General features: G+C 29.9%; 14 protein-coding genes. 1 reads left to right on the forward strand and 13 read right to left on the reverse strand.

The annotated features are described in order from the left end of the window. Positions 1-31 precede the first annotated feature (31 nt). The 8 genes from BEE63_RS20125 to BEE63_RS20160 all read right to left on the reverse strand — a co-directional run bounded on the left by BEE63_RS20125 (position 32) and on the right by BEE63_RS20160 (position 8,699). Entirely contained in the window at positions 32-2,215 is a 2,184-nt protein-coding gene (locus BEE63_RS20125; protein ID WP_066023088.1) for a hypothetical protein, read from the reverse strand. Between the two features lie 646 nt (positions 2,216-2,861). Continuing rightward, positions 2,862-3,068, reverse strand: a complete 207-nt coding sequence (locus BEE63_RS20130; protein WP_066023089.1) for a hypothetical protein — start codon at positions 3,066-3,068, stop codon at positions 2,862-2,864. 47 nt (positions 3,069-3,115) lie between these two features. Further along, a complete protein-coding gene (locus BEE63_RS20135) occupies positions 3,116-3,442 on the reverse strand; it encodes a hypothetical protein (RefSeq protein WP_066023090.1) in 327 nt (108 codons plus the stop codon). A gap of 44 nt (positions 3,443-3,486) precedes the next feature. Next, positions 3,487-5,130 (reverse strand): ATP-binding cassette domain-containing protein, encoded by a 1,644-nt coding sequence (locus tag BEE63_RS20140; RefSeq protein ID WP_066023091.1) that lies wholly within the window; start codon positions 5,128-5,130, stop codon positions 3,487-3,489. Beyond that, positions 5,117-6,781, reverse strand: coding sequence for an ABC transporter ATP-binding protein (locus BEE63_RS20145; RefSeq protein ID WP_066023092.1), 1,665 nt, complete (start codon positions 6,779-6,781; stop codon positions 5,117-5,119). The genes BEE63_RS20140 and BEE63_RS20145 overlap by 14 nt, the downstream gene beginning before the upstream one ends. After that, on the reverse strand, positions 6,774-7,289 hold the full coding sequence (locus BEE63_RS20150; RefSeq protein ID WP_066023093.1) for a S24/S26 family peptidase: 516 nt from the start codon (positions 7,287-7,289) through the stop codon (positions 6,774-6,776). The genes BEE63_RS20145 and BEE63_RS20150 overlap by 8 nt, the downstream gene beginning before the upstream one ends. Further along, positions 7,286-8,371 carry a radical SAM protein gene (locus tag BEE63_RS20155; RefSeq protein ID WP_066023094.1) on the reverse strand — a complete coding sequence of 362 codons (1,086 nt, stop codon included), beginning with the start codon at positions 8,369-8,371 and terminating at the stop codon, positions 7,286-7,288. The genes BEE63_RS20150 and BEE63_RS20155 overlap by 4 nt, the downstream gene beginning before the upstream one ends. Further along, on the reverse strand, positions 8,355-8,699 hold the full coding sequence (locus BEE63_RS20160) for a PqqD family protein (protein WP_066023095.1): 345 nt from the start codon (positions 8,697-8,699) through the stop codon (positions 8,355-8,357). The genes BEE63_RS20155 and BEE63_RS20160 overlap by 17 nt, the downstream gene beginning before the upstream one ends. 814 nt (positions 8,700-9,513) lie before the next feature. Between BEE63_RS20160 and BEE63_RS21465 the strand changes: the two genes are divergently transcribed. Continuing rightward, positions 9,514-9,747: a hypothetical protein gene (locus tag BEE63_RS21465; protein WP_139111570.1), complete on the forward strand. Its 234-nt coding sequence runs from the start codon at positions 9,514-9,516 to the stop codon at positions 9,745-9,747. Here the strand turns inward: BEE63_RS21465 and BEE63_RS22590 are convergent. From BEE63_RS22590 to BEE63_RS20175, 5 genes are all read right to left on the reverse strand, one after another. Then, a complete protein-coding gene (locus BEE63_RS22590; protein WP_431732493.1) occupies positions 9,727-9,804 on the reverse strand; it encodes a UvrD-helicase domain-containing protein in 78 nt (25 codons plus the stop codon). The genes BEE63_RS21465 and BEE63_RS22590 overlap by 21 nt on opposite strands. Positions 9,805-10,001: 197 nt before the next feature. Then, positions 10,002-11,066, reverse strand: coding sequence for a hypothetical protein (locus BEE63_RS20165; RefSeq protein WP_066023096.1), 1,065 nt, complete (start codon positions 11,064-11,066; stop codon positions 10,002-10,004). Positions 11,067-11,098: 32 nt separating this feature from the next. Then, the gene (locus tag BEE63_RS21880; protein WP_157797128.1) at positions 11,099-11,245 is read right to left on the reverse strand and encodes a hypothetical protein; all 147 of its coding nucleotides are present in this window, start codon (positions 11,243-11,245) and stop codon (positions 11,099-11,101) included. 747 nt (positions 11,246-11,992) lie between these two features. Beyond that, positions 11,993-12,610: a DDE-type integrase/transposase/recombinase gene (locus tag BEE63_RS20170; protein ID WP_081312631.1), complete on the reverse strand. Its 618-nt coding sequence runs from the start codon at positions 12,608-12,610 to the stop codon at positions 11,993-11,995. A gap of 442 nt (positions 12,611-13,052) precedes the next feature. Further along, a complete protein-coding gene (locus tag BEE63_RS20175) occupies positions 13,053-14,072 on the reverse strand; it encodes an electron transfer flavoprotein subunit alpha/FixB family protein (RefSeq protein ID WP_066023097.1) in 1,020 nt (339 codons plus the stop codon). Positions 14,073-14,265 lie beyond the last annotated feature (193 nt).

Here is a 14,265-nt window from a genome sequence, read left to right on the forward strand (position 1 = left end):
TCAGCACTTTACTTTTAATACTTATTCTCATTTATATAATCTCTTCTTTATCTTCCATTTCTTTATTTTCTGTTGCACTTATTTCATCAAGATTCCAAACTTTAATTACATCATCATTGATTTTTTCATCTATAACTCCTGCAATTATAATATTATCAAGTTTTGGTGATAATCTCTTAAGACCAGATAATACATTTTTTAAGTTAATGTTATCAAGATCATTAAGGTTGTCTATCATAAGAACCTTTAATTTAGGTGATTTCTTCTCTATCACTGCCGTTAAAAATGCTATTAATAACATCATCTGTTGTCCAGTTGAAAGAGCGTCAAAATCAACAAAATTCTTTTTTTCATCAATCCAGCCAAATTGAAAAACTTCTTTTCCCTTTTCGGACTCGCATACAAAAGAAAATTCATTTTTAATGCCTAGAAGTCTTAAATTTTCCTGAACAAGATTTTTCAAAGGTTCTAATCCCTGTTTCATAATCTCACCTTGAAGCCCTTTAACTCCTAAACAATCTATTAACTGATTTAAAAGCACTGTATTAAGTTCAGAAGTTTTATTTTCAAGCATTACCTTTTTTAAATTTTCATAATCATTCTTAGATTTCTCTTGAAGCTTACTTTCATCTTCAAGTGTTTTTATAGTACTTCTTAATGCAGTTGCCTGTTTTTGAAGAGCATCTACTGGAGCTGCCGGTTCTGTACTTGCCATTTCATTCTGCAAATTAGACAGTTCATCTTTTTTAATCTTCAATTTCTCTGCATTTAATTTTATATCAGTTTTAACAGAATTTATTTGAGATATTATTTTTAGAATTTGATTATTAATTGAAGTGTTCTTATTATTAAGATTTCTTTCTTCAGATATAATATCAGTTCTCTTATCTTCAAGAGCCTTTATTTCTTTTTTAATTTTAGCAATTTCCGCTTCCACAGCGTGGTATTCATCAAGAAGTTCTTTCCTCTCTTTTTTAGAATTCTTAACTAGATTTTCTGCATATGTTTTAAACTTAGAAAAATCCTTATTACATTTTATTTGTGAATCCAGAACGCATGAAGCTCCATGAGAATCTATACTTTTCAATACCTTCTGATAAGTTTCAATAATTGTTTTCTTTTCAATTCCTTTATTTATAATTTTCTGTGATCTATTTTGTTTTTCAGGAAGTCCACTTTGAAGCTTCTGTATCTTTTCTACTAATCCCTTTACCTTATCATCATAGTTTATATTATCATTTTTAACCTGCGATTTAAGCTCTTTTATTTTAGTATTTAAACTTTCTAAATCAGCAGATGGCTTAAATCTTTCAAGATTAGTTATTTCAATATTAATAATTTGAATTTTTTTAAGTCTGTTATCTATTACTTTTCTTCTTTCCGTAGAGGTACTTATTAGCTTTTCAGTTTGCATTAGCTTGTCCTGTAAATTTTTAAGTTCATCCTGAATCTCTTTAAAATCTCCTTCTACATCTGTTGAGTTTTTAAGCTCTGCAAGTTTTTGAACTGTACCTTCGGTTTTTGTGGCATTCTCCTTATAATAAGATAATTTTTCTTTTGCTCTATCAATAAGATTTTCTATGGATATTTGAACATCTATACCATCAACATAATGTTTCATAACCTCATCAATTAGAATTCTCATACCTTCATATTGCGCTGGTTTCTTAACTTGAAGTTCAAGTGTAAGTAGTTTACTTTCAAGATACTTTTGTATTGAAGTCTTATTCCATTTAGATGAATTTACACCAGTGAGAGAATATATAAACTTTCTCTTTTCACTGTCACTCATATTTAAGAAGTTCTGAAAATCAATCATCATAGGAAAATTCCCTAGTTCTGATTTTATTCTTGCTTCTTTATCTGCAAGCTTTTTCTCACCTAAGCTTGGTGTTAGCGTTAATTTTTCTTCATATTTAACTTCCTTCTCTCCTGTTTTTCTCTTTGTAGTTGTTTTCCTTAATATACTTCTATCAAAAGAAAAATTATTATCCAGTTTTAAACCTACATTAATTTCTTTATCTGAAGCTAATTTATAAATATCTGATAATGTTTTTCCGTACTGCGGTATGTATCCCATCATTGCAAGAGACACAGCTTGAAGCCTTGAAGATTTTCCTTTACCATTATGTCCTGTAAATAAATCAAAGCCTGTAAGTTCCTGTACAGTATTATTATTTTTGAATCCATTCATTGTAACTTCTTTAATTTTCATAATAAATTCCACCCTTCACTTCTAAAATTAGATATAAAAAAACTGCATATAAGTACAGAATTGTACTCACATACAGTTTGTTAGTCACAAGACCTAAAAAATTGTTGCCAATAAAAAAGAATAGCAAAGACTAAAAATGTCTCTACTATTCTTATACACTTTTTTTTCACTTTTATCACATCAAAATTTAAAATTTTTTATAATAAAAAATGTTACCCAAAATATATTGTATAGTAAACATTTTTCACTATTAATTGTTATAGAATCTCTATATGACTTATTCAAATTCATGCGTCATATAATCTCTTATTTGTTATATTCCATCTTAAAAGTCTATTAAACCAAACTAATTTACATTAAAATAAGTTAAATCAAATTCACTAAATACAATGCTTGATAATTATGTCGCTTTAATAAAAAATGATGAGCATCCAATGTCCATTCTAGTAGAGATTACTGCTACAGATAGCCTAGATGGAATTCCTATTATCTCGACATCTTCTTTATTAATTCGTATCATATATTATGATTATTTATTGTTATACAATAAATAGAGTTCTTGTGATACTAACTACTGTATTATTGCTGTTTTTCACACAAATCGTTGACATATTCCTTTCTGTTCTGCACTATTTTGTAACACCACTTATAGATGTATCAATGTCTTTTGCTTAACTTGTGGATCATCTTGTGGTATACATTTTATTTTGGGATAATTATTAAAGAAATCAACCAGTAAAATTTTCATATATTTAATATTTTGAATTACGAGTTTTTGAGGAGAACAATCATCGGTTTTTAAAAAAGCAATTTGCTCAAAAATCGGACCTGTATCATACTTCTCATCCATCATATGCAATGTTATTCCATACAAATTTTCTTTGTTGCGTATTTGCCTTTCTAAGGTATTTTTTCCACGATATAAAGGAAGAAGAGAAGGATGCAAATTATAACATTTTTTTCATTTGTAATATTTGCGCTTATTTTATGTACCCAGCCACAGGAAAACAACAAGTCAGCTTTTTCCATTAATTTTATAAGTTCAGTCCTTGAACTCTTTGAATCAATATATTTAGTAGTTTCAAGTTCCTTTGTGAAATGCCACCCATTATGTGGTGGGTATTCATAGTAATACTTTACAATGTTATTTTTCGAACTTGTAATTTTAAATATAATATTGGCCGCTTCAGCACCAGAATTTCCATTACCAAAGACAAGAATGAACATTTCATAATCACCTCCTTTAAATTTTTGTATTTATTTTAAATTTTTTACATATTCAAAACAACATCACATTTCTTCAACACCATTTCATCATGCGACACTATAATCACAGATTGAAATTTTGTTATTGACCGCAAATTCTCAAGAATAAGCTGAGTATGCTTGGCATCAATTCCAGCGAATGCTTCATCTAGTATAAGCAATTTTTTCCTGCTCAATAGTACACGAGCAATAGCAATCATTTGGCGCTGACCTCCTGATAACTGATCTCCTCCATCACTTAGCAAAACATCATAACCACCCCGTTCACAAATCCACTCACTGATACCCAGTTTCTTGATCAGTAAATTTATATCTTTAAGTTTAACTTTTGACATATCAATTCCTAAAGTCAAATTTTCATAAATTGTTCCTGCAACCATCAAATCATCTTGGGGAACATAGGCGATTGCTCCTCTTAAACTCTTCTTGTTATACGACTTAATTGGTTGTCCCCAAAGTTTCATAATTCCTTCTGTATTTTCGTATAGACCTAGTATAACTCTCATAAGAGAGCTTTTTCCAGAACCGCTGTTTCCTGTAATACCAACAATTGTGTTTTGTGGAACAGTTAACGTCAATCCTGTATAACCATAATTTCCATTTGCAAAACGTATAGCTGCTTCCTTTGCATATAATATATCATCACTAGTTTTTATAGCAACATTTCTTCCCGTAAGTAAATCTTCTTGTGAAAGTGCTAACATCTCATTAATACGTTCGAACCCAACCAATGATTGCTGAAGTAATATATAGGCATCACCAAAAGACGTAATCATATTAATTACCAGTGGTGCTAACTCTGCAAGGTACAGGATATACTCAGCACCAAGATTACCATGTTTATACATCAACCAACCAAGAATAATGATTCCACCATATTGCAAAAATTGCTTTATTGCATTCAATGCTGAAATCCAAGCTGAAATATTAGCCTCGTTGTTTTTTACTTTATAGTAATCTATCATTTTTAATTTAATGGCACCCAAAACGAGACTACCAAGACGCATTATCTTAATATACAAAGAATTCTGTGCTGTTTCGTTATATCTTTGAAGTATAGCTGCTTTGATAATCTGCTTTTGTTCAGCAATTCTTTTCATTTTTTTACCAAGCTTAATCTGAAGTACCAATATCAGTAACCCTAATATATATAGTACAACGGTGATTTTCCAGCATATGACCGTAATACTTACTGTAGCACCAATTCCTGAAATTAAATACATAAGCGGCAACAAAACTTTACCTTGAAATACTTCAGCTACAAGCATTACATCCTGATTAATACGAGCAATTACACCCATCCTAGTACCAATTCCATCTACTGCGGACAACCTAGCATGTAACACTTTGTTATGAATGCAATGTCTTAAGTGGTTGGTCATCCGGTCGATTACAATAGATTGCGCATAAATCAGTAATGAGTCCGCAAGAACATACAACAACAGCAAAACAAGGAAAAGCATTAAATTCTTAATAAAATGGTTTATACTTGCTTGTTTAGCTGCTAAAACAATCTGAAAACTAAGATAGGCTGTCAAGTAAACAATAATAAAATTTCGTGAAGCTATCAGAAGCGTCGTTGCTGAGTATGGAATCATGTACCTTTTTAGTTCTCTGCATACTTGTAAAATTGCATTACGATTTTTCACTACATTGCGCCTCTCTTCCAGATATTCGAATGACATGATCTTCCTCATCAATTAAGTTCAAATCATGTGTAATTATGATAACAAGCTTAGTTTGTGCCAGTTTTCTCATTAATTTAATAAAGCTTTCTGCATAATTCGTGTCTATTGCAGAAGTTGGTTCATCAAATATTAAAATTTCTGCGGGATTTAGTATTGCACGTGCAATAGTTAGTCGCTGTCGCTGTCCCTTTGATAAAGGTTTACCATTGTCTTTAAGTACTGTATGATAGCCATCCTTAAGAGAAACAATCTCATCATGAATACCAATAGCTTTACATATACTTTCTACTTCTGTATTTGAAACTGTTTGATTCCCTATTATAATATTATCCAATATGCTCATAGCAAACAGTAACGGAGATTGTGAGGCGATCGAGAACCGCTCCCTCAAATTCCACCTGTTCCACTTACTTATAGACACACCATCTACTTGAATATCTCCACCATTTGGACTATATATTCCAGCTATTAGTTTGATCAGTGTACTCTTTCCAGTTCCATTCTCACCTAAGATAAAATGGATATGCCCTGATTTTAAATCTTCAGTAATATTTTTTAGCAAAATATTACTATTTCCTTCATAGGCAAAAGATAAATTTTTTATACATATTTCAGGAGCATCTTTTTTTCCTATAGTTTGTAAGTGTAAATCAGATTTATTTTCCTCACTAACAGATAAAAACTTCTGGATTCTATTATATGAAACATTCATTTGCCGGTACATCGTAATTGTACGATTCAAACCCATTAAAGGTGAAACAACTGAATCACTTAGAGTAAGCGACACAATCAATGAACCAATTGTAATTTTGCCAATAACTGCTAAATATCCCCCACAAACTGAAAGTGCAATTAATGCTAAAAACGCAGAAAAAGTAGCTGGTGCATTAAATAGTGCTCGGATTTTTGCACTTCTTTTCAATGCAAAGTGTAATTCTTCGAGTTGATTTTTGTCCTTTTGTTCATATATTTCTTCCAGTTGATTTGATTTAACAGACTCCAGATTATACAAGTTAGACAAGACAGATGCGTTTGCTTTATCTAGTGATTTTTGATAATTACGGTATCCTTCTCGCATAGGTTTATTCACCAGTTTTGAAATGCCAACTTGAAGTATACCAAAAGTTAATGCCACTACCGGTAGCAACGGATGAATTAACATCAATACAATAATACTTACAAGAAAGCTTACTGCATCTGTTATTGTGTCTTGAAAAAAGCGATTCAAGAATCCGATAACAATATCAGTATCGCGTGCAAGAAGTGTCGTTAAGTTACCAATATCCCAACAATCAAGCTTACACTGCTCTCCATTAATTAACTTATGCTCAAGATCAAAATAAAATCCATGGTATTCTTGGGCTTCTAACCTTGAATAGCCATAACTTGCTATTGAGCTAAATATAATATACATGGAGACAACCCCTAATAAAAATACTACCCAAATAAAATTAAATGTATTTGCAATCAACATATCACCCATCTGTCCGCAAATTCTGCGCAGAATAATTTCAGATGTACCCGATACAAAAATGCTGAAAAGAGTTATGAGTAAATTTGTTCGTGATGGGCCAACCCACAAGGCACGAAATAAGCTTTTATGTTCAAACACGGTTACACCTCTTTAATCTTTGATTATTCTTTTTATAACAAGATTTAAGATACTTACGATGTAGTTTATTTTTTATTTTTTGATTAATACTATTTACATAATTTGTGAAACCATAAATTATATTTTTATTATTGTGAATATTACGTAAAATTTTCAAAGTTATACCATTTAATAAAATGAATCCGATTATATATATTGTAAGAATATCTCTATGTATATTTCTGTCAAGCTTCACTGGAATTTGATCTTGTTTGAATAATACCCTTCCAATTCCATGCAAATTACTGTATGGTATATGTTCAAACTTACGACAATTATCCCCCGCAACAATTAAACAATTTTTCTTATGTGCAAACACTCGGTGTGCACATAAGATTCCATGTGATTCGTATATAACGATATCTCCAAAAATAATTTTAGTTGAGCTAGATAAAGAATCTACCATCAAGATATCTCCTTCACATATTAAGGTATACATACTTCTTCCTTTCGTTCTAAATAGTTTCATATGTTACCTCTCTTGTTTTCTTTACTCATCATTATTTTTTTATAAAGATATTGGCCATATAAGCAATTCCACTCAGACGGAATGTGCTCACTGCCAGTCTCCAAATAAAATCTACCGGGGCAATATCTACATAGTGCTTTTTTATCACAGTTAAAGCACTTATCCGATCTATCCAGATTTTGATTTCTCATTTGCATAAGCCATTGATGACCAGCCTCAATACCTTTTCCGTCTTCACTCAAAGAATAATATGGTTCTCTTAATGCAACACAATAACTCATTTTTAATTTTGAGTCAATAGCAACTGAATTAATTCCAGCATTGCATCGATATAGTCTATTGTCATTGCTATTTCGACCATTATAAATATCGGTAGCTTTTTCTAGCATACCTTTACGCGAAAGTAACGCATCAACAGCATCTTTAGGTGATAATCGATATTCGCTATTGATTTTAGAAGAAGATTCAAATATTTTAGGTAGAACAAGTGAATCATATCTATATTTAACTCCTCTTTCATTCGCGTATTGAATAAACAAGGGAAGAAAGTTAACATTCTGTCGTGTTATTGTCGTTTTTAGCGAATAACTGATTCCGTTTTTTTCTAACTTATCCAAACCTGACTGAAATAATTGAAATTTTCCAGATTTTTTTACAAAAGAGTCGTAGCTGTTATCATCAACTCCATACAAGCTTATTTCAATTTCGTATGGAGGCTTTTCTTTAAACAAATTAATGATTTCGCTTGAAATTAATGAAGCATTAGTGAAAATAGTAACATAAGGTATTTTTTTCACTGCATATGAATACATTGATATAAAATCAGGATGCAATAGTGGCTCTCCTCCAGATATCGTTACCCACAAAGTTCCAGCATCAGCAAGTTCATTTATAATGTTTTTAAATTGATGAAGATTTATTGTGGAATTATTTGCTCCATGTACATAGCAGTAATCACAATTATAATTACAATAATCAAGTATTTCAATAGAGACTTGACGTAATATTTTCTGTTTCTCAGCCTCTTTTAGTATATGAGTTTTAAATTCAGTCCTTCCAATCCTTTCATTGTTTTCTGTCAATTGTGATCACTCCTTTTTCACTAAGTTCATTCACAAAATGCTTAATATCAACTAGAGCTTTTTCAAGACTCACATTGAATACTTGAATTACTTTTTGAGCTATATCCATATAGTTAGTTGCCTCTTTTTTGTTATAAATGTATGTAAAAATATATTTTGCGACCTCACCATTCAGGCAAATAACATTGTTTTGATATTCCTTCCCTGTGACTACTGGTATAACATAATATTCTCCTTTCACCTGTATCATGGTATACTGAGACGACATTAATATTTGTTCCATATTTTTCTTATATGATATACACATATCAAAAACTTGTGTAACCATATTCCCCCTCTCTCGTTAATCTTTATTATCTCCAGTAGGAATAGTTTTCTTACCATCCCTAACATTGGACACCTTCACCTTTTCTTTATTGGAGAAAACGGAACTATTTATCTAATGGATAAATAGTTCCTCAGCAGAAGGATTAGCAGCTTTCAGGTGCTGACATCCAGCAGTCTAACGAAAGCGTCTCATCTACTACAAGTTCTACTGTCTCGAATTGTGGAGTTTTATACTCTTTCTTTTCAACCATAGTTTTATCACCTCCTTTAAATGTTACCAAATTTCAATTAGTAAAAAGCTAGGTAACATAAAATACCAATTATGGTAATAGTGGTTTCTCTTTAATCAAATGAAAAATAGCTTGTCAATGTTAGTTCTAAATATTATGGATGTTAAATAAGATATTTATAATTCTTATTAACCACAATTTTAAATATCTTGCAGAAATGCCATTTTCACACCTTGTTCTTAAAATTATTTGCTTATTGCTTATTTTTTATTATATTTCCGTCGATTTAAAAAACAAAATTTTTAGTATGATCTTAGCGTTTTTCCCCTCTAAGAGAGATGTATTGCAATAATAAGGTTGTCCAAATGCATCTTTCATAATTAGATTATAAATCTAATTATGTAAAAAATAAACTTTTTTTAATTTAAATTACTCTTTTTCATTTTTATTTCATCTTATATTTTTCTTATTTGTTAATTGAAAAGTTAACTTCGTTTTTATTTGTAAGCGGAAGTTAGTCTTTCAAAGTATTTGATATAATTAAATTAATTGATATTTGTCCTAAGCATATTAGGAGGATTAATTATGTCAAATAATAAGTTATGCAAAAGAAAACACCTTAGAATAGAAGATTGTCTTATAATTGAATATCGATTAGATCAAAATCGAAAAAGTTGTACTAAAACAAACTTGTGTAATAGTAATTGTGGCAAGCAGTGTAAGAAATGTAAACTCATAAGCTGTTATAGAACTTGTAATGAATATTCAATCAAAAAATGTTCTAAGACTAACCTTTACTTACATATTTGCAACTCTTGATGAAAGTACTCTAGTTTTTCCACTGCCTGCATTTGCTTTTACACAAGCTGGTTCTATTTAATGGTGCTATTACGGCTGCCCTTTTATCAATATCCAGTACACTTAATAATTCTTTTTCGTTAATCATTTAAATCTCTTCCTTACATTTAAATTTTAATTATTCTCATTTAATCGATTAACAAATAAAATCCCCTTCCTATAAATAAATCTTATAAGAAGAGGATTTTATATAATTTAATTTTTAATATTTAATTTTAAAATGGCTCGTCTCCTAAGTCTTCTACATTAATTTTTTCCTGTTCTTCATTAGTATTTTCACTTGCAGCACCAACAGGTACTTTGACTTTTTTATTTTCAGAGTCTATAACTATTTGCTGTATAGTATCTGCTGTTTTTTCAGGTAACTTATGAACTGTATTATTATTTTCTTCATCATGATTTATTTCTTCTTCATCTGCACTCGCTTTTAAATCTTCTTCGCTTAAATCCCCAGATACTTCATAACCTTCAACATTAACGCCTTTATAATCACTTATGTTTTCTCCATTTTCGTACATAGTTGCAAGCTTCATATAATCTTTTTCTGTAAGGTCATTATTCCATCCAATAACTTGAAGCCATGCTTCTCTATGATGTTCAGCTCCTGAAGCTTGTACCTTTGAAAATGCCAAAGCAGGATGCTTTTTAAGTACATTCCTTTCTGCGACTGTTTGCGCTTTTCTATCAGCAAAAAGTTTATTCTGTACAAAAGTCTCAAAACATTTTATTGCTTCAACATTTTGAAGGTTAGCATATACACCAAGCTTACCCTGTATTGGTTCAAATATTCCCTTTCCTTTCTCTTCTTCTGTTAGTAAACTTTCTACTGTTATTTTACCTACTGCTTTATTATTCTTTATTTTTTTAATAAGATCCTGAACAAAATATAATCTTATATCGTAAAGAAGGGTAGTAGAAGTTATAACTAAATTACCGCTTGGAGCATAGCCTATAGCAGTTTTTCTAACCCATACTTTTTCTATACTCCCACTTTCTTTATCAAATACAGGGAATGGATTAACAACTACACTTCCATCCGGTAAGATAAGTTTTTCTGGAGTAAAAACACTTATACTTGCTATTTTATTTAAAGTATTATATCCAGCAGCAGTGATAGTAATATTTCCTTGTATATTGGCTAGTTCTCCCTTCGCTTCTTCAAGTTTTAATTTCGCACATATAGACTTTATAGCTCCTTTAGGTGTTCTTTTAATAAATACTTCTCCATCTCCAAGTGTTGCAACTTCTTTCTTTTCTTTTACTAACTCTTTATTCTCCATTACAATTCCGCCTTTCATTTTAAATTTTTAATTTATTTGATAATAAACATAACTTTGTCTTTATACTCTTTTTCAATTTTTCTTTTAATATCAAGCAATTCATAGCATTTAATTGAAGTCATATTATTATAAATTTCTAACTGTTTACCTGTCTTCTCACTATAGAATGTCAATGTCATAATCTCACCTTCCTCATTAATTTTTTGTATAAAAAAACTGCATATAAGCAAAATTTGCCTACACACAGTTTGTTAGTCTATTGACCTAAATAATTTGTTGCCAAATAAAAAAAACAGCAAAGACTAAAAATGTCTCTACTATTCTTATACACTTTTTTTTTATTTTTATCACAATAAAATTAGAAATAAAAATATATTTTGATTTTACGTTTCCAGTTTTCAGGTGTTAAAGTTAATTACTTGCTTCAAAATATCTAATTTGATATTAATAAATTTTAATATTGGAAAGTTTCACAACTAATAATATAGTAACTATTAAACGCAAGTTACAATCTGCTGTATTCCTGTATTATCATAATTTACAACTATCATAGTAATTTATTAAACCTATTGACTATTTCCTATATACATACCAACATGGTGATTTACAGCTATCATAGTAATTATTAAACTGCTCTTTCTGCTATGAGTAAACTTGCAGGTACTCCATTTACAACTAATATAGCAATTATTAAACAATTCACTTGCAAATTGCTGACTTTCAACAAGATTATTATTTACAACTAAAATAGTAAGTATTAAACGAGTGTGTTTCAAGTTTTGTGTAAACTTGAAAACTGATATAAGATATTTAAATTTTTAATATGGATAAGAATGAAAAACACATTCTTATCCTTGTTTGTCATTCATGAAAACCACCTGCTGTGTGAAGTTGTCAAACTAAAGTAGACAACTATAAAACCACCATTATCGAAATCCATTTTTTAACTTGTATTGAAATGGACTTAAGTATCCTAATGCATATGCTAGCCTTTCATTATTGAAATATTCAACATATTTATTTAGAAAATTAGGAAAGTCCCTTTTTTCTTCTTTTGTATAGTCTGAGCGCAGCTCTGACTTAATCCATCCATTAATTGATTCAATTATAGGATTATCTGTTGGAGTTGCTACTCGTGACATTGAACGAACTATGTTATAATCTTTATGAGATTCACTAAAGGCTCTTGAAGAGTAGACTGATCCTTGGTCTGTATGCAAAATTACTGGATCTTTCTGTTTCTTTACTTTTAGTTTTAAATCCTCAAGGCATTGGTAATAAGGTGTTTTGTCTCCTTCAATTTTAGAAATATGATGGGAAATAATCTCATTATTAAAAGTATCTAAAATATATGTCCATTCATACATTATATTGCCTTGACGTATTCTCGTCATATCATATACTACAATTTCTAATGGTCTTTTTGCATTCCATTGACCTCGTACTATATTGTCGTAAGTTTTATTTTTTTCACCTGTATGTTTATATTTATGAAGTTTGGCATGTGACTTTATATTTAAAAAATTACAACACTTATGTATCACATTATAAGATATGGTTAGTTCTGTTTTATTTTGTATTATTGCTGCTAAACGACACTATCCGAAAGATTCATATTTGTTATTAACTGAAATAATTACTTTCATTAAAATATCTATTTACAATTCTTGATTTTTCTTCAAAAGTCCATTTTCTTTTTTGTTCCTTTAAGTATTCCAATAAACATCATATCATTACCTTATATGTTATATTAAAAAAGTAGACAATTGGTGGTTAAATCCGATGTCTACTTTTTTTTTACAACTTCACTAAGATGGTGGCTTGATTAAGCCATATAATTCTACTCGCACTCTGAAAAGAACGCCAATCGCAAAAACTTCTATAGACTGCAATACTAATAACTTGAGCTATTCCCCCATATAAATATAAATTCCAACTTTAATTTTTCTAATAATTCACGTATATCCAATTATCCCATTAGTTAATTTACACCTTTATTTTTAATCTCTTCTTAAAGTTACTCATTAAAATTGGAATTATTTCCATCATATCAGCTACAATTCCAATAGTAGCAACATTAAATATTGCTGCATTAGGATCTTTATTAATAGCAATTATTATATCAGATGAATAAATTCCAACTAGATGTTGTATAGCCCCAGATATTCCACATGCGAAATATATTCTAGGATTTACACTTTTCCCAGTTTGCCCAATTTGATATTTATGTTCTATCCATCCATTATCAACAACTGCACGTGTTGCTCCAACAGTACCACCTAAAAGTTTTGCAAAATCTTTTATTAATTTTAAATTTTCAGCGTTTCCAACTCCTCTTCCTGCAGAAATTATTATATCAGATTTAGATGTATTATTAGATTCATCTATAATTGAAACTATATTCTTTACATTTGTACTTAAATTTTCAGGAATTTTAACAATCGGTTTAATTAATTTTCCAGTTCTACCGTAATTCGGAATAGCAGCTTTCATAACTCCGGGTCTAACTGTTGACATTTGTGGCCTTTTATTAGGGCATACAATTGTAGCCATAATATCGCCACCAAATGCTGTTCTTATTTGAAGCAATTCTTTTTTATTTAAATCTACCTTTAAGTCTATACAACATGCAGTTAGTCCTGTATTTAACATAGAGGCAACCCTTGCTGCAAGAGAACATCCATGAATTGTTGCCCCTACTAAAATAATTTCTGGCTTATATTTATTAACCAATTCAACAAAAATTTTACTATATGATTCATCATTAAAATTTTTTAATGATGGACTATCTATTATATATACAATATCTGCACCATATTGTATAAGCTTTGGAACTAGTTTCTTAATGTTTTGTCCCATTAAAACAACTGCTAAATCCACTTTGATTTGGGATGCTATTTCTCTTCCCTTACCAAGAAGTTCAAAAACTACATCTTCTAAAATTCCATTCTTTTCTTCAGCAAATATCCAAACTCCTGAATATATTTGTTTATTATTTTCTTGCATGTAATTCCTCCCTATTTAGTTACTTAAAAACAGATGGTTTAATTGAACAAAGCTTATCTGTAAGTTTAATTGCTTGTTCATTTATATTTCCTTCAATCATCTCGACTTTAGATTTATGAATTATTCTATTTGTTTTCAATACTTTTGTTGAAGATCCTTTTAATCCACAAAATAACTTATCTGCTTTAATATC

It is taken from the genome of Clostridium pasteurianum, assembly GCF_001705235.1.
Classification (GTDB): domain Bacteria; phylum Bacillota; class Clostridia; order Clostridiales; family Clostridiaceae; genus Clostridium_S; species Clostridium_S pasteurianum_A.

Excerpts from the sequence above, each read along its gene's own strand:
- BEE63_RS20175 (WP_066023097.1), bottom strand. The coding sequence starts at position 14,072 with ATGCAAGAAAATAATAAACAAATATATTCAGGAGTTTGGATATTTGCT.
- BEE63_RS21880 (WP_157797128.1), bottom strand. The coding sequence starts at position 11,245 with ATGACATTGACATTCTATAGTGAGAAGACAGGTAAACAGTTAGAAATT.
- BEE63_RS20165 (WP_066023096.1), bottom strand. The coding sequence starts at position 11,066 with ATGGAGAATAAAGAGTTAGTAAAAGAAAAGAAAGAAGTTGCAACACTT.
- BEE63_RS21465 (WP_139111570.1), top strand. The coding sequence starts at position 9,514 with ATGTCAAATAATAAGTTATGCAAAAGAAAACACCTTAGAATAGAAGAT.
- BEE63_RS20135 (WP_066023090.1), bottom strand. The coding sequence starts at position 3,442 with ATGTTCATTCTTGTCTTTGGTAATGGAAATTCTGGTGCTGAAGCGGCC.
- BEE63_RS20150 (WP_066023093.1), bottom strand. The coding sequence starts at position 7,289 with ATGAAACTATTTAGAACGAAAGGAAGAAGTATGTATACCTTAATATGT.
- BEE63_RS20130 (WP_066023089.1), bottom strand. The coding sequence starts at position 3,068 with ATGATGGATGAGAAGTATGATACAGGTCCGATTTTTGAGCAAATTGCT.
- BEE63_RS20160 (WP_066023095.1), bottom strand. The coding sequence starts at position 8,699 with ATGGTTACACAAGTTTTTGATATGTGTATATCATATAAGAAAAATATG.
- BEE63_RS20125 (WP_066023088.1), bottom strand. The coding sequence starts at position 2,215 with ATGAAAATTAAAGAAGTTACAATGAATGGATTCAAAAATAATAATACT.